The 23,105-nt window shown below is 63.8% G+C and carries 22 protein-coding genes; 19 read left to right on the top strand and 3 right to left on the bottom strand.

Going from position 1 to position 23,105, the window contains the following annotated elements; genetic code table 11:
• Positions 1-14 precede the first annotated feature (14 nt).
• The gene (locus AC1DX6_RS25940) at positions 15-788 is read right to left on the bottom strand and encodes an IclR family transcriptional regulator (protein ID WP_477318617.1); all 774 of its coding nucleotides are present in this window, start codon (positions 786-788) and stop codon (positions 15-17) included.
• Positions 789-966: 178 nt separating this feature from the next.
• Here AC1DX6_RS25940 and AC1DX6_RS25945 point away from each other — a divergent pair, with 178 nt between their 5' ends.
• The 5 genes from AC1DX6_RS25945 (at position 967) to AC1DX6_RS25965 (ending at position 7,100) form a co-directional block, all read left to right on the top strand.
• Positions 967-2,412, top strand: a complete 1,446-nt coding sequence (locus tag AC1DX6_RS25945) for an APC family permease (RefSeq protein ID WP_477318619.1) — start codon at positions 967-969, stop codon at positions 2,410-2,412.
• 56 nt (positions 2,413-2,468) lie between these two features.
• A complete protein-coding gene (locus tag AC1DX6_RS25950) occupies positions 2,469-3,662 on the top strand; it encodes a cytochrome P450 (protein ID WP_477318621.1) in 1,194 nt (397 codons plus the stop codon).
• A complete protein-coding gene (locus AC1DX6_RS25955; RefSeq protein WP_477318623.1) occupies positions 3,659-5,149 on the top strand; it encodes an aldehyde dehydrogenase in 1,491 nt (496 codons plus the stop codon). The genes AC1DX6_RS25950 and AC1DX6_RS25955 overlap by 4 nt, the downstream gene beginning before the upstream one ends.
• Positions 5,150-5,602: 453 nt before the next feature.
• Positions 5,603-6,472, top strand: a complete 870-nt coding sequence (locus tag AC1DX6_RS25960) for a hypothetical protein (RefSeq protein WP_477318625.1) — start codon at positions 5,603-5,605, stop codon at positions 6,470-6,472.
• Positions 6,473-6,512: 40 nt separating this feature from the next.
• Complete coding sequence (locus AC1DX6_RS25965; RefSeq protein ID WP_477318627.1) at positions 6,513-7,100, top strand: YceI family protein; 588 nt, start codon at positions 6,513-6,515, stop codon at positions 7,098-7,100.
• A gap of 424 nt (positions 7,101-7,524) precedes the next feature.
• On the opposite strand, the gene AC1DX6_RS25970 is transcribed toward AC1DX6_RS25965, so the two are convergent.
• Positions 7,525-8,271, bottom strand: coding sequence for an IclR family transcriptional regulator (locus tag AC1DX6_RS25970; RefSeq protein WP_477318629.1), 747 nt, complete (start codon positions 8,269-8,271; stop codon positions 7,525-7,527).
• A 148-nt stretch (positions 8,272-8,419) separates the two neighbouring features.
• On the opposite strand from AC1DX6_RS25970, the gene AC1DX6_RS25975 reads away from it, so the two are divergent.
• The 10 genes from AC1DX6_RS25975 (at position 8,420) to AC1DX6_RS26020 (ending at position 17,203) form a co-directional block, all read left to right on the top strand.
• On the top strand, positions 8,420-9,814 hold the full coding sequence (locus tag AC1DX6_RS25975) for a transaminase (protein WP_477318631.1): 1,395 nt from the start codon (positions 8,420-8,422) through the stop codon (positions 9,812-9,814).
• Positions 9,814-10,611, top strand: coding sequence for an SDR family oxidoreductase (locus tag AC1DX6_RS25980; protein ID WP_477318633.1), 798 nt, complete (start codon positions 9,814-9,816; stop codon positions 10,609-10,611). Before AC1DX6_RS25975 ends, AC1DX6_RS25980 begins: the two co-directional genes overlap by 1 nt.
• Positions 10,608-11,381: an SDR family NAD(P)-dependent oxidoreductase gene (locus AC1DX6_RS25985; protein WP_477318635.1), complete on the top strand. Its 774-nt coding sequence runs from the start codon at positions 10,608-10,610 to the stop codon at positions 11,379-11,381. Before AC1DX6_RS25980 ends, AC1DX6_RS25985 begins: the two co-directional genes overlap by 4 nt.
• Positions 11,382-11,683: 302 nt before the next feature.
• A complete protein-coding gene (locus AC1DX6_RS25990; protein WP_477318637.1) occupies positions 11,684-12,769 on the top strand; it encodes a beta/alpha barrel domain-containing protein in 1,086 nt (361 codons plus the stop codon).
• Positions 12,766-13,683 carry a DUF6282 family protein gene (locus tag AC1DX6_RS25995; RefSeq protein ID WP_477318639.1) on the top strand — a complete coding sequence of 306 codons (918 nt, stop codon included), beginning with the start codon at positions 12,766-12,768 and terminating at the stop codon, positions 13,681-13,683. Before AC1DX6_RS25990 ends, AC1DX6_RS25995 begins: the two co-directional genes overlap by 4 nt.
• Positions 13,684-13,714: 31 nt before the next feature.
• Complete coding sequence (locus AC1DX6_RS26000) at positions 13,715-14,047, top strand: cupin domain-containing protein (RefSeq protein ID WP_477318641.1); 333 nt, start codon at positions 13,715-13,717, stop codon at positions 14,045-14,047.
• Between the two features lie 24 nt (positions 14,048-14,071).
• On the top strand, positions 14,072-15,499 hold the full coding sequence (locus tag AC1DX6_RS26005) for an NAD-dependent succinate-semialdehyde dehydrogenase (protein ID WP_477318643.1): 1,428 nt from the start codon (positions 14,072-14,074) through the stop codon (positions 15,497-15,499).
• Between the two features lie 36 nt (positions 15,500-15,535).
• Positions 15,536-15,865: a hypothetical protein gene (locus AC1DX6_RS26010; RefSeq protein ID WP_477318645.1), complete on the top strand. Its 330-nt coding sequence runs from the start codon at positions 15,536-15,538 to the stop codon at positions 15,863-15,865.
• A 26-nt stretch (positions 15,866-15,891) separates the two neighbouring features.
• Positions 15,892-16,281 (top strand): RidA family protein, encoded by a 390-nt coding sequence (locus tag AC1DX6_RS26015; RefSeq protein ID WP_477318647.1) that lies wholly within the window; start codon positions 15,892-15,894, stop codon positions 16,279-16,281.
• Positions 16,282-16,321: 40 nt separating this feature from the next.
• Positions 16,322-17,203 carry an amidohydrolase family protein gene (locus AC1DX6_RS26020; RefSeq protein ID WP_477318649.1) on the top strand — a complete coding sequence of 294 codons (882 nt, stop codon included), beginning with the start codon at positions 16,322-16,324 and terminating at the stop codon, positions 17,201-17,203.
• 29 nt (positions 17,204-17,232) lie between these two features.
• On the opposite strand, the gene AC1DX6_RS26025 is transcribed toward AC1DX6_RS26020, so the two are convergent.
• Positions 17,233-18,048 carry an IclR family transcriptional regulator gene (locus tag AC1DX6_RS26025; RefSeq protein WP_477318651.1) on the bottom strand — a complete coding sequence of 272 codons (816 nt, stop codon included), beginning with the start codon at positions 18,046-18,048 and terminating at the stop codon, positions 17,233-17,235.
• 186 nt (positions 18,049-18,234) lie between these two features.
• On the opposite strand from AC1DX6_RS26025, the gene AC1DX6_RS26030 reads away from it, so the two are divergent.
• The 4 genes from AC1DX6_RS26030 to AC1DX6_RS26045 all read left to right on the top strand — a co-directional run bounded on the left by AC1DX6_RS26030 (position 18,235) and on the right by AC1DX6_RS26045 (position 23,083).
• Positions 18,235-19,605, top strand: a complete 1,371-nt coding sequence (locus AC1DX6_RS26030; RefSeq protein ID WP_477318653.1) for an aminotransferase — start codon at positions 18,235-18,237, stop codon at positions 19,603-19,605.
• A 5-nt stretch (positions 19,606-19,610) separates the two neighbouring features.
• A complete protein-coding gene (locus AC1DX6_RS26035) occupies positions 19,611-20,705 on the top strand; it encodes an ABC transporter ATP-binding protein (RefSeq protein WP_477318655.1) in 1,095 nt (364 codons plus the stop codon).
• A 42-nt stretch (positions 20,706-20,747) separates the two neighbouring features.
• Complete coding sequence (locus AC1DX6_RS26040) at positions 20,748-21,788, top strand: ABC transporter substrate-binding protein (protein WP_477318657.1); 1,041 nt, start codon at positions 20,748-20,750, stop codon at positions 21,786-21,788.
• 113 nt (positions 21,789-21,901) lie between these two features.
• Entirely contained in the window at positions 21,902-23,083 is a 1,182-nt protein-coding gene (locus AC1DX6_RS26045) for an ABC transporter permease (protein ID WP_477318659.1), read from the top strand.
• The last annotated feature ends 22 nt before the right edge of the window (positions 23,084-23,105 follow it).

Below are 23,105 nucleotides of genomic sequence, written 5' to 3' on the forward strand. Positions count from 1 at the left end.
GATGTGCGCCTGCATCATGATGCGCGCCAGCGCCCCGACAGGCTGCGCCGTCCGACAAGCTGCTCGCCGATGCTGCGCGCGGCGTCCGCGACGCTTGAGCCGTAGCGCTCGATATCGCCCTCCACCACACGCACCCGCGGTGCGGCAATGGCAATGGTGCCGATGGCAAAACCGCCGGCGCCCAGGATCGGCGCGGCGACACTCTGCACGCCTTCCTCGAAACCTTGCGAGCTGATCGAATGACCGCGCACGCGCGCTGCCGCAATCTCTTCGGCCAGCGCTGCTGCACCGGACACGGTGAAAGGCGTAAAGGCTGGCAGGGGGCCTGCCACAATGGCTTCGCGGATGCGGTCTTCGGTGAAAGCCAGGAAGGCAATGCCGGACGCGGTCGCATGCATCGGCAGGTATCCGCCGAGCGGCACGCTGACGCGGTTGGCCTTGGCCGATTCGACGACATGAACGGTAGTCAGGCCGCGCTTGGAGTATTCCGAGAGATGCACTGTCTCGCCGATTTCACTGGCCAGTGCCTCGACCAGCGGCGCTGCCGTTCGCACGAATGGAAACTGCGCCTCACGCATCAGCGTCAGCCAACCGAGCCCGGGGCCGAGCCGGTAGCGGCGGGTGGTTTCGTCCTGCTCCACCAGATCATGTTCCATGAGCGAGAGCAGCAGCCGGCGCGTTGTCGCCTTGTCGAAGTTCGCATTGCGAGCGAGGTCGGCCAGCGCCATCTCTGGCTCGCCGCGACCGAGCATTTCCAGCAGGGAAATGGCTTTGGTCACCGTGCTCATGCCTGCTTGATCCTCCGATCATGTACTTAACGTGCGAATTAACTTGACAGGAACTGGATTCCTTTGCAAGTCTATATTCGAAATGCCGTTGCAAATAATGAAATGAACATTGGGCCCTCAAGAAGGCCGCGGCATTCCAGGGACACTTGTTTCCGCAGCGCGGAATTTGGAGGGTAAAATGACGACAAGCGAAACCGGTCAGGTTAACCGGCTGAGGAAGAACAGCCTCGGCGTCGGCGCCATCACCTTCATGGTTATCTCGGCAGCGGCGCCGCTGACGGCTGTCGCCGGCGGCACGCCGCTCGGCATGCTGATGGGCAATGGCGCGGGCTTTGCCGGCACCTATCTGATCGTGACCGTGCTGCTGCTGCTGTTCGCGGTTGGCTATGTCGCCATGTCGCGTCATGTCGGCAATGCCGGCGCCTTCTACGCCTATGCGGCGCGCGGGTTGGGCGGTCTGGCCGGCGGCGCCACGGCGCTGATCGCCATCCTGTCCTACAACGCCATGCAGATCGGCGTCATGGGCCTGCTAGGTGCCGCCACCGCCGGGCTGTTCGCCGGCTGGGGCATCAACCTGCCCTGGTGGGTGTGGAGCTTCATCGCCATCGCGCTCGTCGCCGTGCTCGGCTATCGCCAGGTCGATCTGTCGGCCAAGATCCTGACGGTGCTGGTCCTGTGCGAATATCTTGTGGTGCTGGTCCTCGACATCGCCATCCTCAAGACCGGTGGCGACAGCGGCCTGTCGGCGGCGCCATTCAGCTGGAGCCAGATCACATCAGGCGCCCCGGCCATCGCCATCCTGTTCTGCTTTGCCGCCTTCATCGGCTTCGAGGCGACGACCATCTATGCCGAGGAGGCGCGCGACCCCAAGGTCACCATTCCGCGCGCCACCTATTTCTCCGTCCTGTTGATCGGCGTCTTCTACACGGTCACCGCATGGCTGATGGCGGTCGGCGCCGGCGTCGACAAACTGCTTCCGGCGCTGCAGGGGCTTCAGGATCCGACCACCTTCCTGTTCGGCCTGTCCGACCGCTACGCCGGAACGATGCTGTCGCATGCGATGAGCATCCTGTTCGTGTCGAGCCTGTTTGCCGGCGTGCTGGCCTTCCACAATGCGGTCGCCCGCTACATCTACGTCGCCGGCCGCGAAAAGCTGCTGCCGCAGAGCATCGGCGTGACGCATTCGGCACACCAGAGCCCGCATGTCGCCTCGGTCATCCAGAGCGTGCTGGCGGCAATAGTCGTCGGTCTCTTCGCCGTGCTCGGCCTCGATCCGGTGCTGGCGCTGTTTTCGTGGCTGACCAACGTCGCCACCCTCGGCGTCATCGTGATGATGGCGGTGGCCTCGCTCGCTGTCGTGATGTATTTCCGCGCCAATCCGTCGGCCCAGGAAAACGCGCTGAAGACCACCGTCCTGCCCGGGCTGACCTTCATCGCCTTCGTCATCATCATCTACCTGATCGTCATCAATTTCGGCAGCCTGTCGGGAGCCGGCGGCTTCCTCGGGGCGTTCCTGCCGGGACTGGTGCTGATCGCCGCGGTCGTCGGACTGCTGCTGGCGGGGGCGTTGAAGAACCGCGATCCGGTCGCCTTCGAAAATCTCGGCGTGCCGCTGAAGGACTGAGACAGACGAGAAGGGGCGGCGCGCTCGGCGCCGCCCTCGCAAAGGGAGTGACGGCGTTGAGCTTTGCCGATGGTATCACCGTTGAGGCGCTGGAAGCCGATCCGTATCCGATCTATGCGGAATTGCGGCGCAGCGCGCCAGTCGCCTTCGTGCCGGCGGTCAATCTGTGGTTCGTCACCCGCTGGAAGGATGTCGAGACGGTCGCGAAGTCGCCCGACACCTTCTCCGCCGTCGTCGGCACATCGCCGGTCGAACGCTCGTTCGGCAAGCCGACCATCCTGACCACCGACGGCGAAATCCATAAGGATTTGCGGCAAGGCATTGATCCAAAATATCGACCGCGCACAGTGGCCGCCTATGCCGGCGACCTGGTGCGCTCGATTGCCGAACCCTATCTCGACCAGATCGCCGAACAGGTTTCGGCCGAACTGATGGCCGACTATTTCGAACCGGTCTCGACGCTCAGCCTGGCGCGCTCGCTCGGCCTGGCCGACATCGACATGCCGACCTTGCGGCGCTGGTTCTATGGCCTTGCCCAGGGCGCCATCAATTTCGAGAATGACCCGAAGCGGCAGGAGATCGCCGATGCGATCAGCGCTGAAGTCGGCGCCACCATCCTGCCGACGCTGGAAAGACTTGCCCGGGCGCCGGATGACTCCGCACTGTCGCATATGCTGCATGACGGAATGCCGGAAGGCACAACGCGCGCGATCGACTTCCTGATGCCGAGCATCAAGGTCATATTGCTCGGCGGCATGCAGGAGCCAGGCCATGGCGCCGGCTCGATCCTCGCCGGCCTGCTCTCGCATCCCGAACAGTTGCGGCAGGTGCTCGCCAACCCTGAAGCACTGGTGCCGAAGGCCGTGGACGAGGGGCTGCGCTGGGTGGCACCGATCGGCACGCAGACACGGCAAACGACGCGCGCGGTCGAACTCGGCGGTGTGACGATCCCTGCCGGCGCTCCGGTCGCCGCGCTCGTCTCCTCGGCAAGCCGCGACGAGAGCCGCTTTGCCGAACCCGACCGGTTCGATATCAACCGCGACGAGGGCAACCACGCCGCCTTCGGCTTTGGCCATCATTTCTGTTCTGGCCGGTTCTTTGCACGCGAACAGATGTGCCTTGCAGTACGGCTGCTGCTGGGACGGTTCCCGGATCTCCGGCTGGTGCCGGGCAACGAACCGGTGTTTCGCGGCTGGGAATTCCGGGCGCCAACCACGTTGTATGTTTCCCTCGGAGCCAACCGTCCATGATCAGCCAGAACGCCATCGATATGCTGCGCAAGACGGAGATCGGCGCACGAAAGCTCTTCATCGATGGCGCACAGACAGAAGGCGAAACACGCGCGACGCTGGCGGTGACCTCGCCGATCGACGGCCGCCCCTTCGCCAGCATCGCCGACGGCAACGCCGCCGATGTCGATCGCGCCGTGGTCTCGGCACGCAAGGTGTTCGACAAGGGTTCGTGGTCGCGCGCAGCGCCGGCGCTTCGCAAGAAGGTACTGACGCGGTTCGCCGAACTGGTCGAGAAACACGCCGACGAGCTCGCCGTGCTCGGCGTGCGCGACAATGGCACCGAGATCGTAATGGCCTACAAGGCCGAACCGCTCTCGGCGGCAGGCACCATCCGCTACTATGCCGAGGCGATCGACAAGGTCTATGGCGAGATCGCGCCGACGCCCGACAACGTACTCGGGCTGATCCACAAGGAGCCGCTCGGCGTCGTCGGCGTCATCGTGCCGTGGAATTTTCCGCTGATGATCGGCGCCTGGAAGATCGCGCCGGCGCTTGCCGCCGGCAATTGCGTGGTGGTCAAGCCGCCGGAGATCGCCTCGCTGACGCTGCTGCGGCTGGCGGAACTCGCCAGCGAGGCGGGGCTTCCCGCCGGTGTGCTCAATGTCGTTACCGGCCGCGGTTCGGTCACTGGAGAAGCGCTAGGCCTGCATATGGATGTCGACGCCATCGCCTTCACCGGTTCGGGGCCGGTCGGCCGGCGGTTGCTCGAGTACTCCGCGCGTTCCAATCTGAAGCGCGTCTTCCTTGAACTCGGCGGCAAGTCACCCAACATCGTCTTTGCCGACGCCCCGGACCTCAAGCAGGCGGCAATCGTCTCGGCCAACGGCATTTTTCGCAATTCCGGCCAGGTCTGCGTCGCCGGCTCGCGCCTGCTCATCCAGGCGTCGGTCTATGACCGCTTCATGGACGAGCTTCTCAAGGCAACCGCACGGCTGAAGGTCGGCGACCCGCTCGATCTCGCCAGCGACATCGGCGCGGTGTCAAGCGCCGAGCAGCTCGACAAGAATCTCGGCTTCGTTGCGAAAGCCGCCGAGGAGGGCGCCCGTCTCGTCACTGGCGGCGAACGCATTCTCACCGAGAGCGGCGGCAGCTACATGGCGCCGACGATCTTCGAGAATGTGACGCGCGACATGCAACTCGCCCGCGAGGAAGTGTTCGGGCCTGTGCTTGGCGTCATGCGCTTCGACACCGAGGAAGAGGCGGTGAGCCTCGCCAATTCCACGGTCTATGGCCTCGCCTCGGCGGTGTGGACCGCAAACCTGTCGACTGCGCATCGCATGGTGCGAGCAATCCGCGCCGGGGTCGTCCACGTCAACACCTATGGCGGCGCCGACATCACCGTGCCGCTCGGCGGCGTCAAGCAGTCCGGCTTCGGCCGTGACAAGTCGCTGCATGCGCTGGAGAAATACCTGGAGCTCAAGACCGGGTGGATCGCACTTGCCTAAGTCACCCGCCTCGCTCTGCTCGACAACCTCGCGTCAAGAGCGAGGGACGGCGCCCTGCTTTTGGCCGGCGACAAAATCGGCGCAGCGATCGCCGATCATGATCGGCGGGGTTGTCGCCGCTGCTCAGCCGCGGTCTACGGCGAGGCAATCACCCGCAAGGCCGTCGACCAAGCGCCCGTTGATGAACCGCCGACGCGGGCGGGACAGGAACGCGGCGGCAGCGGCGCTGATCGGCGGCGAAGTTCTCTCGAAAGCTGGTGAATGCTCGAAGGCCGTGCCGGCTCCCTCAAGCCGTCGAAGACGCGAGTGCGCGTCCACTCATAACAAAGTTTCCGTTCGGATAAGACGAATTGCATTCGGCTGGCCTGGATCGCCCGCACATCGACCGGCGGATTCGATCGGTCCACGAAATCGGGAGAGGTAGCAGCGTTGAGTGCATTTCTGGGAAACCCAATGGTCACCACGGCAGCGCTGCCTTTGCTGCTGGGCATCGTGCTGGCTCTGGTCACGAGGCTTTTCATACCAGGCGCATCGTTTTTCGCCACCTTGATCTGGGGCGCGGTGGTGCTGTTTTTCTACTGGGACACGCTTGGCTCGCCGGTCATGCCGCCGATCGCCGCCAGCCAGAAGCTGATCTATCTCGCCTTTGCCGGCATCGTGGTCGGCCTCTTACCGCGACGCATCCTGGAGGGCCGCAAAGCTGGTATTCTCGCTGCTGCCGCGATTATTGGAGCCTTCCTCTGGCTCGGCTGGCTCCGCATTGCGGCTGGTCCCATTGACCTGCGGATGGTTGCCGCTTCCGTGACCGGCCTGCTCCTTTTGGCCGGCGCCGCCGCGGTGGCCCGGATGCCGGCTGAGCCGTCAGCCGAAGGGCCGTTTCTGGCGCCTGCCGCGGTGCTCTGCATGGCGCTTGCCGGCGCGATCGTCTCGGTGCTTGGCGCCTCGATCGTCGTTGGCCAGTTGCTCGGCTCGCTTGCCGCGTTCGCCGGCGGCTGGAGCCTCTTCGAATACGTTGCCGCGCTCCGCGGCCGCCACGCCGCTGACTGGAGCAAGGGCGTCCAATTTCTCATGGTCTTTGCAACCGCGGTGGCGCTGATCCAGGCAGCATTGCTAGCGCCCAAGGCGAACCTGGGCGCGCTGATGCTATCGCCCTTGCCGCTTATGATGGCAGCACTTCTGCCCGGCCCCCTGCGGGGCTTGCTTCCCGGCACCAGGCCCATGCGGCCGCTGGTCGCCGGTTTCCTGATCGCCATACCGGCGATGCTGGCTGTGCTCGCGGCGGTCGTTTGGGCGCCGCACGGGGCAGCCCTCGGCTTTTCCTGAGCCGCAACGACAACAACTCTTTAACAACTAGGAGAGATACGTGACGACAAGAAATCTGATTGCCGCCTTTGCCTTAGCCGGCGCCTCCATGCTGGCTTCGGCCGCCTATGCAGACAACTACGAGATCGACGGCCAGCATGCCTGGATCACCTTCACCATCAAGCACGGCATCTACAGCATCGCGCACGGCCAGTTCGACGCTGTAAAAGGCGCGATCGTTATGGACAAGGCCGATCCGTCGAAGAGCAGCGTCAAGGCCGAGATCGATGTCGGCTCGGTCCACACCGCTTTCGATCAGCGCGACAACGACCTCAAGGGTCCCGACTTCTTCAACGCTGCCGAATTCCCGACCATCAGCTTTGAGAGCACCAAGGTCGAGAAGGTTGACGACAAGACCGGCAAGGTGACCGGCAATCTGACCATCAGCGGCGTCGCCAAGGAGATCACGCTCGACGTGACGCTGCGCAACGAAGCGCCGGCGCCATGGGATGCGACACTGACAAAGGCGGCGTTCACCGCCACCGGCAAGATCAGCACCGCCGACTTCCCTATGGCCAAGGCCGCCGACGGTTTCGGCCTCGGCCCTGATGTCGACATCGTTATCGATGTCGAGGCGATCAAGAAATAGACCATGATCCGAAAAGTTGGGACTGGTCTTAGGAAAGATCATGGGTCCAACACGCAAATAGGGCCATCCCGATGCAATCGAGGTGGCCCGGCCGTCCTGGGTGTGGTCGGAGTTCCGGCGCTATCGGCTTGGCCTGGATCAACCACTTGACGTCTCGTCACCGAAGGTCGGGTGCGGCACATACAGGATGAGCTGGTGGACTTCCGACAGGTTCTGCAAGGCGTAGCTGCGCACCCGGTCATAAATAATGGCAGAGCGGGGACCATGATCGACGGCGACCGACTGCTTGTTGAAAGCGGCTGCGACCTTAGAGTTGCATCAGGATTTTGATGGCGCCGGGCGGCGGCGCGAGGGCAATGCCCCGATGCATCCGTCATGGAGATTAACATGCTAACCATCTATCGCAACGGCAGAGATGCGGGTGTCAGGCGTCGCCGGCAAAGCGCGCCGAAATCAGCTTTGCCGCCCGAATCGCCGCCTGGCCCTGGCTGGCCGCGACCGCATCGTCGACGCGCGATACCGGCGACGCCACGGCCAGCGTTCCCAGCGGATAGCCGTCGGAGCCGAGGATCGCTGCGGCGATGCTGTGCACTCCCTCCTCATAGCCTTGCGAGCTGCGCGAATAGCCGCGCGACGCCGCGAGGCGGATCATTTCGATGACTTTGTCGTGCCGCGTCACCGTATGCGGGGTGAAGGCATCCAGCGGTCTTCCGAGATAAGCGTCCACTGTCTCCGGGCGCGAGGCGGCGAGGAAAGCGATGCCGGATGCGGTGCCGTGCAGCGGCAGCACCTGTCCGACATCGACGTTGACGCGATTGGCCTTTGCCGAAAGCTCGACATGCATGATGAGCAGCACCCCGGCGCTGAACTCCGACAGGTGGACTGTCTCGCTCGTCTCAAGCGCCAGCTCGCGCAACACGGGTGCTGCGATCCGGATAAAAGGGAAATGCGCGTCACGAATCCGGGCCAGCCGCGACAGGCCGGCGCCGAGGCGGTAGCGGCGGCTTTTCGGCTCCTGTTCGATCAGCCGATGGCCGGCAAGCGAGACCAGCAGGCGCCTGGCGGTGGCCTTGTCGAGACCGGCTTTGCGGGCGAGGTCGGAGAGACCGATCTCCGGTTCGGCCAGCGTAAACAGTTCCAGCAGCGAGATCGCCTTGCCGACGGTGCTCATTCCATTTCTCCGAGATAGTTCGCGCGTGAATTAACTTGACAGCGGTTGTTGCGCCTTGCAATCTGCTTATAGCATACAAAACGTCGGTTCAAATAACGAACCAATTTCGCGCCACAAGACCATGGCGCACAACGGGAGAGTTTGCGCCGTGACGGCTGTCGCCAGACAAGATCCGCATTCTGCAACCATCAGCGACCTGCTCGACCGCGAGCAGCAGCGCTTTCTTGAGATGCATTCGCGTTCGGCGGCTGCGTGGGAAGAGGGCAAGCAGCATTTCCTTTATGGCGGACCCTCGCATTGGATGCGCCGTTGGGCCGGTGGTTTCCCCGTCTACGTCGCCTCGGCCAGCGGCGCCCATATCCACGACATCGACGGCCACGACTATGTCGACTTCGCCCTTGGTGACACCGGCGGCATGTGCGGCCACGCGCCGGAGGCGGTGACCCGCGCGGCGCTGCGCCAGTTGCAGAACGGCGCGACGATGATGTTGCCCACCGAAGACAGCCTGTGGGTTGGTGCTGAACTGCAGCGACGCTTCGGCTTGCCCTACTGGACGTTCACCACTTCGGCGACCGACGCCAATCGCGGTGCCATCCGCATCGCCCGGATGATCACCGGCCGCGACAAGGTGCTGGTGTTTTCCGGCTGCTACCATGGTGGCGTCGAAGAGGCGCATGTCGAGATCCGCGACGGCCGCATCGGCCTGCGCAATATGATCCACCCCAATGGCGTCGACCATTCGGCGGTTTCGAAAGTGGTCGAGTTCAATGATGTCGCCGCACTGGAGCAGGCGCTGTCGGCAGGTGATGTCGCCTGCGTGCTGACCGAACCGCTGATGACGAATTTCGGCATGATCCCGGTCGCCGACGGTTTTCATGCGACACTGCGCGAGATCACCCGCCGCACGGGCACGGTGCTGATCATCGACGAGACGCACACCATCTCCAGCGGACCCGGCGGATACTCCTCCGAGCATGGGCTGGAGCCGGACATTCTGGTCGCCGGCAAGGCCATCGCCGGCGGCATTCCGGCTGGCATCTTCGGTGTTTCGCGCGAGATCGCCGAGCGCCTGTGGGCGATCGTGCCGATGGTCAATCCGCGGGTGCGCCAGTCGGCGCATCTCGGCATCGGCAGCACTCTGGCCGGCAATGCGCTCACCGTCGCCACCATGCGCGCGGTGCTGGAAGAGGTGCTGACGCCGGCCAATTTCGAAATCATGATCGCCAACGCCTCGCGGCTGGCCGAAGCGGCGCGGGCCATCATCCACGCCAACGGTCTGCCTTGGCATGTGACGCAGATCGGCGCCCGCGCCGAGATCATGTTCATGCCGCAGCCACCCAGGAATGGCGCCGATGTCATCGCCAGCCGGCGTGGCGATCTCGAGACCCTGCTGCACGCCTTCTACATGAACGAGGGTATTCTGGTGACGCCGTTCCACACCATGTTCCTGATGTGCCCGGCGACCACCGAGGCCGATGTCGAGCGCCACACGCAAGTGTTTGCGCGCTTCGTCGACCTGGTTCGCGGCGCCGGAGTCGTCTGATGGCGCAGCCCTTCAACCTCAGTGGCAAGGTGGCGCTGGTGACCGGCGGCGGACGCGGCATCGGTGCAGCCATCGTCACGCGTTTTGCCGAGGCCGGCGCTTGCGTCATCATCGCCAACCGAACCCTCGACGTTGCGAAAGCGCTGGCCGCCGACCTTTCGGCCCGCAAGCTGGACGTGCGGGGGGTGCCGTTGGCAGGCCTCGATCGCGCCAGGCTCCACGCATTGGTCGGCGACATCGTGCGCCAGACCGGCCGGCTCGACATCGTTGTCCACAATGCCGGTGGTTGCCCCTGGGCGTCGATCGAGGAACTCGACGAGGACAAGCTCGACGAGGCGCTGGCGCTCAACCTGAAGGCCTGCTTCTGGCTGGCGCAAGCAGCGGGTCCGATCATGCGCCGCAACGGTTTTGGCCGCATTCTCGTCACCTCGTCGGTGTCGGCGCGCGTGGCGATGGCCGGCGGCGCGCACTATTCCGCCGCCAAGGCCGGCGTCAACGCCTTCATCCGCGGTGCGGCCTTCGAATTCGCCCGCGACGGCATCACCGTCAACGGTGTCGAGCCCGGTTTCATCGCCAAGCCGGGCAGGGGCACGATGAGCGCGCCCGAAATTGCCGACAGGCTCGGCCAGCACATTCCCGTCGGCCATCTCGGCGAGGCCGACGACATCGCCTACGCCATGCTTTACCTCGCTTCCGAGCAGGCGAAATACACCACCGGCCAGACCATCGTCGTCGACGGCGGCTCGACGCTGCCGGAGACCGGCTTTGCCGTCGAACGGCATTGGGGGCTGACATGAGCCGACGCCTCGCAGGCCGCAAGGCGCTTGTCACCGGTGCCGCCTCCGGCATGGGCAGGGCGACTGCCGAACTGTTCGGACGGCATGGCGCCGAAGTCGTGGTCTTCGGCCATGGCGGCGACATGCTGGACGAGGCGGCAAAGGCAAGCGGCGGCACCGCCGTGCGCGGCGACATCACCATTGCCGACGACATCGCGCGCGCCATCGATGCTTGCGGCGGCCGGCTCGACATCGTCGTCAACGCGGCCGGCGTGATGATCCTCGACGAGCCGGAGAGCCTGAGCGACGAGACCTGGGAACGCAGCTTCGCCGTCAATGTGACGGGCGCCATGATGGTCTGCCGCGCCTCACTGCCGCTCTTGAAACAGCGCGGCGGCGCGATCGTCAACATCGCCTCCGTCGGCGCCTTCAACGCCAGTGGCCAGAACGCCGCCTATTCGGCGAGCAAGGCAGCGCTGGTCTCCTACACCCGCTCGCTCGCCTACGCGCACGGCCTCGACGGCATTCGCGCCAATGCGGTGGCGCCGGGCTGGGTGCGCACGCCGATGAGTGTCTACGAGATGGAAGTGGCGGCAGCCGCCAACGGCTCGACGCCGGACGAGGAATTCGCCGCGCTCACCGGCCGCATTGCCTTGCGGCGCGTCGCCGAGCCGGCCGAGATCGCCGCTTGCTGCCTGTTCCTGGCTTCCGACGATGCCTCCTTCGTCACCGGCGCGGTGCTCGTCGCCGACGGCGGCGGCCGCGCGCCGACACAGAACAGGGCGGTGTGACGAGAACGTAGCTATTGAAACTGCCCGACCCGCCACCGCTGCGAGCGGGCTGATCGCGGGCGGAAGGCGAAATGCCCGACAGAAGCGCAAACGCGCTTCGTTTCAATGCGAAGAAGGCATGCGCCGGCTGCGCCTCATGCGCCTTCCACTTTCGCAGAACTCGCACGATCTCCCGCGGGGCTCTTTGCTCGTTGACGGCGCTCGCTCGTAGTTGTATCTAGAGAAACGATGTTTTGTGTAGCAAAACGAACGACGGCACTCGTGAACATGCCACCTGTAGCAATTGACGAGCGGAAATCTTGATGAGCCGGCTGGCGAGACTGCGTTGCAAGATCGGCCGCATCGAGCTGAAGAATCCTGTGATCGCGGCCGCCGCCGAGCACATGATCGATGCCTCCGGGGTGGAACGCGCGATCGGCGCCGGCGCCGGCGCGGTCGTCGTCAAATCTACCAACGAGTCCGAAGCCGCCCGCGACCAGCTCCAACGCGCCGAATATGTGGCGCTCGGATCGGACTGGCGGCCGGTGTCGTGGGGCGCCGGTGCGGCTGATGACGTCACCATCGCCAGCCGCTCCGGCCTCACGCCGCAATCCTTCGCTGCCTGGCTTGACCAGACCGTCGCGCTCGACCGCACGGCGCGCGCCTATGACTGCTTGCTCGTCGCCAGCCTGATCCTGGCCGATCTCGATCATGCCGTGGCGATGGCAAGGCAGGTCGAGCAGGCGGGCTTGCCTGTTCTCGAATTCAACATCGGCACGCCCTACGCAAGCCAGGCTTCAAACGGAGCGGTCACCACCGAGCTGTCGCCTGAGCGCGTCGGCGTCATCGTCGGCAAGATCCGCCAAGCTGTATCGATTCCGCTTTGGGTCAAGCTCACCGGCCAGAGCGAGCGGGTACCCGATCTCGCTCGGGCGGCATTCGCCAGCGGTGCGGATTCGGTGGTCATGGCGGGCCGTCTGCTGGGTTTCGTTCCCGATGTCGAAACGCTGGAGCCAATGCTTGGCACCAGCCTCGCGGTAGGTGGGTTCTGGAACCTGCCACTGACCTGTCAGTGGCTGGCCCTGACCCGCGCCCAGCTTGGTCCGGCTTGTCCGCTCATCGGCATCAACGGCGCGCGAAACGGTCTGGATGTTGCCCGCATGCTGCTCTCAGGCGCGTCGGCGGCGGGCCTTGCCTCCGCGGTGATGCTGCGCGGCTTCGGTGTCATCGGCGACAGTCTCGCCGAGCTCGATCGCTGGCTCCAGGACAAGGGACTGACCGCACAAGGCGCAGTCGGCATCGCCGCCGACCAGCGCAAGAGCTTTTCGCAAATGCCGCTGCGCATCGATCATTGGCGGCGATTCATACCGGCGGAGATCACGCCGGACATCGGGAGAGAGACACAATGAGCGATGCAATCGATCCGCAGCGGGAAGCCACGATCACGCGGCTGATGCAAGGCGCCGTCGACCTCCATGTGCATAGCGGCCCATCGCTGATGCCGCGCGCCGTCGATCATATTGAGGTGGTCCGGCAAGCGGCCGACGCCGGCATGGCGGCGATCCTGCTCAAGGATCACTACTACCCGACAATGCCGATCGCCCATCTCATCAACAAGCATTACCCGAGCGCCGTCACCACGCTTGGTGCCGTCGTGCTGAACAATCCGCTCGGCGGGATCAATCCGAGCGCCGTCGACTACGCGCTGAAGCAGGGCGCGCGCATCGTGTGGATGGCGACGGCCCATGCACAGAACCATCTCGACCACGAAAAGAAGGATGCCGACTTCAAGAACAAGTTCCCGGTCAACAGCAAGAAGACCGTGGCGCCGGTCGGCTCGCGGCTGGTCGATGCGTCCGGGCAGGTGACCGAGGAGGTCAAGCTCGTCCTCGACCTGGTCGCGCAGGCCGACGCGGCGGTATCGGGCGGCCATCACCACATGGACGAACTCTGGCCCTTCTATGAGGAGGCCAAGGCGCGAGGCGTCAAGCGGCTGTTCCTCAACCATCCGACCTATGTCAACGAAGGCTCCTTCCAGGACGTCGCGCAGCTGGCGCGCATGGGCGTCATGATCGAACACTCGATCTGCATGTTCGTGCCGTCCACCTTCTACCTGTTCGATCGCGAGCACCTGCGCCAGGTCATTGATGCAGCGGGCGTCGAGAATACTTTTTTTGGTTCGGACCTCGGCCAAAAGAACAACCCGACGCCGGTCGAAGGCTTCCGCTTGATGATCGGCGTTCTGCTCGATCTTGGCTACGGCGAGGACGACATCCGGCGCATGGTCGCCACCAACGCATCGACATTCATCGGGCTGGCCTGAGCACCGTCCTGTTCCTCCAAGGAGGATTTCCATGAGCATTCATTCCATAGATTGGGAAGCGATCGACTGGTCGCCGGTGCGTCCGGGCATCGAACGCAAGGCGTTCTCGGGCAACGGCGCCACGCTTGCCCTGCACCGACTTCAACCGGGACATGAACTCAAGCCTCACGCCCACCCGCACGAGCAGATCGTCTATATCCTCGAGGGCCTGGTCGACTTCCACATCGGGGATGAGGTGGTTCGCCTCGGAGCGGGCGGTCTGGCGCACATACCGGGCAATGTCGTGCACTACGTCGAAGTCGTCGGCGACGGCCCGGCGCTCAATCTCGATGTCTTCACGCCCGCCCGCCCCGAATACACCTGACCCTTCTCGAGGAACGCAATTCTCATGACCAAATCCCTTTTCATCGGCGGCACATGGACGGCCGGCAGCGGCTCGCGACGCGGCAAGGTCGTCAACCCTGCCACCGGCCAGGAGATCGCCTCGGTCGCGTTTGCCGAGCCGGCCGATCTCGATGCAGCGCTTGCCGCCGCCGAAAGCGGCTTCCGCGTCTGGCGCAAGGTCACAGCCTTCGAGCGCTATCTTATTCTGGCCAAGGCCGCCGATCTGGTACGCGAACGGGCCAAAATCATTGCCCAGGCCATTACGCGCGAACAGGGCAAGCCGCTCGCCGAGGCGCGCATGGAAGCCGGAGCGACCGCCGAAATCATCGACTGGTTCGCTGAGGAGGGCAGACGCGCCTATGGCAGGGTCATCCCGTCGCGCCTGCCAGGCGCCGGGCAGGTTGTGCTGGCCGAGCCGGTAGGCCCGGTTGCCGCATTCAGCCCGTGGAATTTCCCATGCGCACAGTTGGTGCGCAAGCTTGCGGCGGCACTTGCGGCGGGCTGTTCCATCATCGCCAAGGCGCCCGAGGAAACGCCGAACTCGGCGATAGAACTGGTGCGCTGTTTCGAGGAAGCCGGTATTCCCCCCGGTGTCCTCAACCTCGTCTTTGGCGTTCCCTCGGAAATCTCGTCCTATCTCATCCCATCTCCCTCGATCCGGAAAATTTCCTTTACCGGCTCCGTCGCGGTCGGGCGTTCGCTGTCGGCGCTCGCCGGCCAGCACCTCAAGCGCACGACCATGGAGCTTGGTGGCCATGCGCCTTTCATCGTTTGCGACGATGTCGACGTCGATGCGATCGCGCGCCTTGGCGCGGGCATCAAGTTCCGCAATGCCGGGCAGATCTGTACGTCGCCGACCCGTTTCCTGGTTGACGATAAGCTCAAGCAACACTTCACCGAAGCATTCGCGGTGCAAGCAGAGAGCCTCGTCGTCGGCGACGGTTCGGTCGATGGCACGCAGATGGGGCCACTCGCTCATGCCCGCCGCATCGATGCGCTCGACGGGTTGATCCGCGACGCGGCAGAGCAGGGCGCGCGCATCGTCACTGGCGGCCGGCGCATCGGGAACGAAGGCTATTTCTATGCGCCCACCGTGCTGGCCGATGTGCCGCTCTCGGCCCGCATCATGAACGAGGAGCCGTTTGGTCCCGTCGCTATCGTCAACGGCTTCGGCACGCTGGACGAGGCGGTGGCGGAGGCGAACCGTCTGCCCTTCGGGCTCGGCGCCTATGCCTTCGCCGCTTCCAGCGCCAAGGTCGCGAGGCTCAGCGACGAGATCGAATCCGGTATGGTTTCGATCAATCATTTCGGCTTTGCCGCGCCCGAAACGCCGTTCGGCGGCATCAAGGACAGCGGTCATGGCGCCGAGGGCGGCAGCGAAGGTTTGCAGGCCTATCTGGCGATGAAGTTCGTCAGTCAGGTCGGCGCATGATCAGTCGTGCCGGCTATCGAAGAAGCGGTGGGCGAGATGGATATCGACTATCGGCATTTGCTTGAAGGGACGCCCGGCGCGCTCCGCTATGGGCCTGCCAGCGCCCAGCGCATGGAGGAACTCCTGGCCCGAGCGAGCGGCTGCGTACTTGGCCGGCAAGGCGGCCATCCCTGTATCGACATCGTTGTCGATACAGTGTCGCATCGTGTGCGTTTTGAGCGAGAAGCGGACTTCAGGGAGGTCCTCGGCCGGATCGAGACCCGCGAACTTCCGGTGCACCGCGACCGGGAGATGGCGTTTGCGCTCTTCGGCATTGGCTCGGTTCTGATCTTGGGCATCGCTCTGGCGATGTGGCTGAAGCCTTGAGCGCCGGTCTAGTGGACCCCCATCCGATGAACCGTCGTCAGTCCATCTACATCCCCGGCTTCCGACACAAGAACCCGATCCCCAATGCGGCGATGATCGACAATGTTCTGATGTCCGGCGTCATCAACGGCGTCGACCCTGCAACGGGCTCGGTCGCGCATGGGATGGAGAGCCAATGCCTGTTCATGTTCGCGCATGTCCGGGCAATAGTTGACGCGGCCGGCGGATCGACCGACGACATCCTGAAGATGACCGTCTGGATGCGGGACAGGTCCAATCGCGAGCCGCTCAACCGGGAATGGCTGCAAATGTTCCCCAACGAGGCGAACCGCCCGGCCCGGCACTCGTTTCAGGTAGATCTCGAAGGCGGGATCGAGATCCAGTGCGACGTCACCGCCATCATCGGCCGCACGTAGTCCTAGTAGCCTTTGGCACAATTACCCCATCCGAGGCCGAATGACCGACTATCTTCCGTTCGATCCGCATCCCGAACCGGCCTCCAAGGCGCCTCCACCCGGCGCAACCGATTGCCAGTTCCACGTCTTCGGTCCGGCAAGCGTCTATCCGGTGCGGAGGGGCGCTGCCTACGAGATGCCGCAGGCCACCATCGCCAGGGCGCTTGCCATGCACAAGGTGCTCGGCATCGACAGGGGCGTCATCGTCCAGCCGACGACCTATGGGACCGACCATTCGGCGCTTCTCGACGCGTTGGCAGAAGCCGGTCCTGCTTATCGCGGCTGCGTCATCGCTTCGGCCCTCACAGATTGTTCCGATGCGGAACTGGGGAGGCTCAATGCCGCCGGCGTCCGAGGCGCTCGGTTCAATTTCCTTGGCGCGGTAAACCTCGCGCCGGACGAAAGAGCGCTCGGCCGCGCCTTTGCACGAGCGCGTGAGATCGGCTGGTATATCAAGGTCCAGCCGGGCCAGGACGGCATACTTGACAGCGCCGCTTTCTATGAAACCGTCGATGACCTGCCTGTCGTGATCGACCATATGGGGCGTCCGGATCTGCGGCAGCCCGGTCATCAAGCGACCGTGCAGAAGGTAATCGAGCTGCTGCGGAAAGGAAATTTCTGGGTGCTCTTGTCCAATGGCCACAAGATATCGCAGGCCGGCTTTCCCTGGCACGACGTGCTGCCGGTGGGCCGCGCCTATATCGAGGCCGCCCCGGACAGGGTCCTGTGGGCCAGCGACTGGCCGCATCCACTGTCCAAAACCCAGCCGCCCAATGACGGTGCCTTGCTCGACCTGATGTTCCGCTACCCCGGCGATGATGAGACGGCGCGGCGCATCTTGGTCGACAATCCGGCGCGGCTTTTCAGCTTCGGCCCGGCCTGACGACCTCACGCTATGCGGATGGCGCCCGATCAGGACGCGACGCTCTCCGTGCGCCGGCGTGCATCTATAGCGCCGCGGTCGTAGCCGAGATTCCAGGAGATGCGCAGACTGGCCTTGAGCAGAGCCTCGACTTGAGCCTGGTCAGGCTCTGGCTTGATGTTCTGGACGGAGCCGACGATGGCGATGGTGCCGGCGACATCGCCGGTGCGGTCGAAGATGGGGGCTGCCACCGCGTTGATGCCGAATGTCTCTTCATTGGCAGCAGTTATGAAACCTTGCGCCCGCGCTTGCTCGAGCTGCGCTTCCAGCCTGGCCGGATCGACGGTCGTATGGTCCGTCAGGCGCGTCAAACCCTGGCGCATCACATGTTGCAGCAGCGAACGATTGCTGAAGGCAAGGGCGACCTTGCCTTGTGCGGTGCCGTGCAGGACGAGCTCGCTGCCTTGGCGGACGCCGATCTCAAGGTTCGACTTTCCGAACACCGTGCGCAGCACGATCAGCGTGCGGTTGCGCAGCGCCGACACGACGACAGTCTCACCGATCTCGTCGCGCAGCGATGCGATCGCATCGGATGAGGCGGTCAAAAGCTCGATGCGGTCGGCGGCCACTTGTCCGATCAGATAGGAGCGGGTGCCGAGCTTGTAGCGGCTGGAAACGGAATTCTGTTCGACATAGCCGCGCTCGACCAAAGTCTGGAGATGGCGAAACGCCGTCCCCTTTGTCGTGCCGAGCAGCGCCGCCAGCTCGCTGACGCCGACTTCGCCGGGCGCGGCGGCCACCGCTTCGAGAACATCGAAAGCCAGTTGGACCGATTTCACGCCGCCGTCGGACCGAGCCGTGGTCATGTTGAACCATCCTTGCGTCTTGCGCCCTGGATTCGGGCGCCAGTTTCCGTGCTACCCCGGCGTGTCTCCCAAGACAAGATTCTCGGAATCGGCGGATTCTCCACGGTCCGTTAACTCCGTAAAAAGCGTCTTGTAATACGAAACATCATTTTGTATCGTAAAACAAGCTTCGATAAGGAATGAGCGATGGACCAGGCCATATTGAATTCGCCGCACGGCCGCGACGTACGCTTCCATGCCCATCCCCAGACCAATTTCCGGCTGCACGAGCAGACAGGCCCGATGGTGATCGGGCATGGCGATGGCGTGCGAATCGTCGATCTCGATGGCCGCAGCTATCTCGACGGTATGGCCGGGCTGTGGTGCACCTCGCTCGGCTTCAGCAATCGCCGCCTTGCCGACGCCGCCTATGCCCAGATGCTGAAGCTGCCCTACCAGCAGACCTTCGCCCATCGCAGCTCGGAGCCCGTCATCGATCTTGCCGAGGCGCTGCTGGCGAAAGCGCCGGTGCCGATGTCCAAAGTGATGTTCCAGGCGTCGGGCTCGGAAGCGGTCGACACCGCCATCAAGATGGTCTGGTACTATCACGCCGCGATTGGCAAACCGGAAAAGCGCAAGATCATCGGCCGGCAGCGCGCCTATCACGGCACCACAATCGCGGCGGCGAGCCTGACCGGCCTGCCCAACATGCACAATGGTTACGGCCTGCCGTTGCCGGGCTTCCTGCACGTCTCCTGTCCGGACCTCTACCGCGGCAAGGCGGAAGGCGAGACCGAGCAGGCCTATTCCGAGCGGCTGGCGGCGGAATTGGAAGCACTGATCCTGGCCGAAGGCCCCGAGACGATTGGCGGCTTTTTCGCCGAGCCGGTCATGGGCACAGGCGGCGTCGTGGTTCCGCCGGAAGGCTATTTCGCGGCCGTCCAGCATGTGCTGCGCAAATACGATGTCCTCGTCATCGCCGACGAGGTCATCTGCGGCTTCGGCCGCACCGGCGACTATTGGGGTTCGCAGCGCTTTGGCATGGAGCCCGACATGCTGACCTGCGCCAAGGGCCTTTCTTCCGCCTATTTCCCAATCTCGGCATTGTTCATCAACGATCGTGTCTACCAGGCGGTCGCCGACTTCACCGCCAGGCTTGGTGGCTTCGGCCACGGCTACACCTATGGCGGGCATCCAGTCGGCGCGGCGGTGGCGCTCGAAGCGTTGCGTATCTATGACGAAATGGACGTCTGCGGCCATGTGCGGGCCACAGCACCGGCGCTGCAGGATGGCCTGCGGGCGCTGGCCGACCACCCGCTGGTCGGCAATGTGCGCGGCGTCGGCTATATGGCGGCGGTCGAGTTCGTCGCCGACAAGGCTGCCCGCACGCCCTTCGCGCCGGAGCTTGCCGTCGCCCAGCGTATCTCCGACGCAATCAAGGAACGCGGCGTTCTATTGCGTGCGCTTGGACCGACGCTGGTGTTTTCGCCGCCCCTGATTGCACAGCAAGAGCATATGAGCGAAATCGTCACGGCCGTAGGCGAAAGCCTCGACCAGATCCACGCGCAAATGAGCTGACCTGGATGACAGACTGGCCAAATCCCGACCCCGCAGCGCCGATCGTGTCGTTTCGCTCGGTCACGAAACGGTACGACCCAAAGACCACGGTCGTCGACGATCTGTCGCTCGACATCGTCAAGGGCGAGTTTCTGACGCTGCTTGGGCCAAGCGGTTCCGGCAAGACCACCACGTTGATGATGCTGGCCGGCTTCGAATGGCCGAATTCCGGACGCATCTTCATGGATGGGCAAGACATCACCGACTTGCCGCCGCATAAGCGCGACATGGGCGTGGTCTTCCAGAGCTACGCGCTGTTTCCGCATATGTCGGTCATCGACAACGTGGCCTTTCCGCTCTCCGTGCGCAATGTGCCGGCGGGCGAAGCGAAGCGTCGTGTCGGCGAGGCGCTCGAACTCGTCCACCTCTCGGGCTATGGCGATCGCAAGCCCGGGCAGCTCTCTGGCGGCCAGCAGCAGCGCGTCGCGCTCGCCCGTTCGCTGGTCTACCGCCCGCGCATCGTCCTGATGGACGAACCTCTCGGCGCGCTCGACAAGGCGCTGCGCGAGCAGATGCAGATCGAGATCAAGCAGATCCACCGGCAGCTCGGCGTCACCTTCGTCTACGTCACGCACGACCAGGACGAGGCGCTGACCATGTCCGATCGGGTTGCCGTGTTCCATGAAGGCCGCATCCAGCAGATCAGCCCGCCGGTCGAGATCTACAACCGGCCGCGCACGCGCTTCGTTGCAAGTTTCCTGGGCGAGACGAACATGCTGCCTGGAACCGTGGTTGGAATCGAGGGCGCATTTGCAGAGATAAAGCTGGCCAATGGGACTGTGCTTCGCGCCCGCGCCGGCGATGGCATCTCGGCCGGCAAGGATGCTTCGCTGGTGGTGCGGCCGGAGGCCATTTCGGAAATTCATGCCGACAGCAACGCGATCGAAGGGACATTGCTCGACCAGCTTTTCCACGGTGACCACGTGCGCGTCCGCATTGCCATCGCCGGCGCGCAAACCCTGCAGCTCAAGCTGAAACCGCAGGCCTGCGCGACCTTGCCGTCGCCCGGTCAGACGCTGCGCCTCTCCATTCCGGCCGAGGAGGCACTGATCCTCGCCTGAAGCTTAGACGTGACCATCCAAAATCAAAGAAAGGGGAACTCAATGCTCAAACAAACCGGACTACTCGCTGCTTCATTTCTTGCTTGCACCTTCCTTGTCGACAATGCCTTTTCGCGCGATCTCGTAATCGTCTCCAATGGCGGCACCTTCCAGGACGCGCAGCGCAAAGCGCTGTTCGAACCCTATACCGCCAAGACCGGCGAGAAAATCGTCGAAGACACCTGGGACAACGGCATCGGCGTGTTGAGGACCAAGGCCGAGGGAGGCGATAGCGGCTGGGATGTCGTCATCACCGAAGCCGAAGAGACCGAGATCGGATGCCAGGAAGGCATCATTCTGCCGATCGATATCGACAAGGTCGGCGGCAAGGACAATTACGTTCCTGGCGCAACGCACAAATGCGGCGTGGGCGCGGTCACCTATGACTTCGTCCTTGCCTACGACAAGAGCCGGGTGAGCGCGGCGCCAAGCTGGGCCGATTTCTTCGAAACCACGAAGTATCCCGGCAAGCGCTCGCTGCGCAACGGCCCCAAGACCAATCTCGAGATCGCGTTGATGGCCGACGGCGTGGCGCCGGCCGATGTCTACAAGGTGCTCTCGACGCCGGAAGGTGTGGACCGCGCGTTCAAGAAGCTCGACTCGATCAAGTCCTCGCTGGTTTTCTGGAGCTCGGGTGGTCAGCCGATGCAGTTGATGGCCTCGGGAGAGGTCGTGATGGCGTCATCGTTCAATGGACGCGTCACCAATTCTATCAACAAGGAAAACAAGCCATTCGGTATTGTCTGGGATCAGGCGCTGCAGACGACGGATTACTGGGCCATTCTCAAGACCTCGCCCAATGTCGACAAGGCCTACAAATGGCTTGACTTCGCTGGCCAGGCCGCACCCCAAAGCCATCTGCCGGAGGTCCAACCCATCGGTGTGACGTCCGCGAAGGCGTTGCCGTTGATCGATCCCAAGCTCTTGACCGATCTTCCGACCGCGCCGGAAAACGCCAAGAATGTGCTGCATATCGATCCGGCCTTCTGGGTCGACAACACCGACGCGCTGACTGCCCGCTGGTCGGCCTGGGCGGCAATGTAGCCTTCATGAAATGACCGCTGGATATGGTGGGGGAACCGACCATATCCAGGCTGATCAGCGCCTTGGGAGGTGGCTGGCAGGTGGTGGCTGACGGATAGAGGTGGAGATGCGACATGTCGAAGAGCGGACGCAGAGCCATGTTTCGCGGTTACGCGCTTGTGGCGCCGCTTGTGCTCTTTCTGCTTGCCACCTTTCTCGCGCCTTTGGCCATGGTGGCGTGGAGAAGCATCGCCGATCCGGAGCTTGGCGCAGCCCTGCCGGAAACGGCGCGAGCGCTGGCTGACTGGAATGGGCAGGGGCTGCCCGAAGACGCGGCCTTTCGGGCCCTTGGAACTGATCTTGAAGGGGTTGACGGAGCCAAGCTTGCTTCGCTGAGCCGTCGCCTGTCCTATGAGGATCCGACCTTCCGCGCCCTGCTTCAAGGGACCAAGCGCCAGCTGGGTACCACGGCGCCGACGAAAGCGGCTCTGGTGGCCATCAATCCGCGGTGGCTCGACAACACCATCTGGCAAGGCATGAAGCGCGCCGCGGGACCGGTCGGAACCTATCACCTCTTGTCGGCGATAGATCTCAAACGGGATTTCGAAAAAGGCATCGTGCCGGCACGGCCGGAGGGCGCGCTCTATCGTTCCATCATGCTGCGCACCTTCGTCATCGCGGCCACAACGGCCATCATCACCCTTGTGCTGGCGTTTCCGCTTTGCGCCTTTCTGGCACGTCAAACGGAAAAGGTGCGCAACTTGCTTCTGGTGATGGTTCTGCTGCCATTCTGGACGTCGATCCTGGTGCGCACCACCGCCTGGATAGCGCTGCTCCAGGACCGCGGTGTCATCAACAAGCTGCTCATGGACATCGGACTGATCGATGCACCAATGAAACTGCTCTACAACCGGATCGGCGTCATCATCGCGCTCGTGCATGTGATGCTGCCGTTCATGATATTCCCGCTCCTCGGCTCCATGCGCTCCATGGACCCGCGCCTCATGCGTGCTGCCCTTTCGCTCGGAGCCGAGCCACTCTATGCATTCAGGCGCGTATACATCCCTCAGGTCCTGCCTGGGGTCATGGCCGGAACTCTGATGGTCTTCGTCGTGACGCTGGGCTTCTATGTTACGCCGCTGCTTGTCGGCGGCCCGGCGGACCAGATGATCAGCTACTACATTGCCCTCTTTACGACCAACACACTCAATTGGGGCTTGGCGTCGTCGCTCGGCATGATCCTGCTGGTGGTAACGCTTGGGCTCTACGCGACACAGGCTGCGTTACTGCGACGCAGCGGCGTCGCCATGCGATAGAGGGGCCGGTCATGGCATCTCA

The organism is Mesorhizobium sp. P2_C4 (assembly GCF_056404575.1).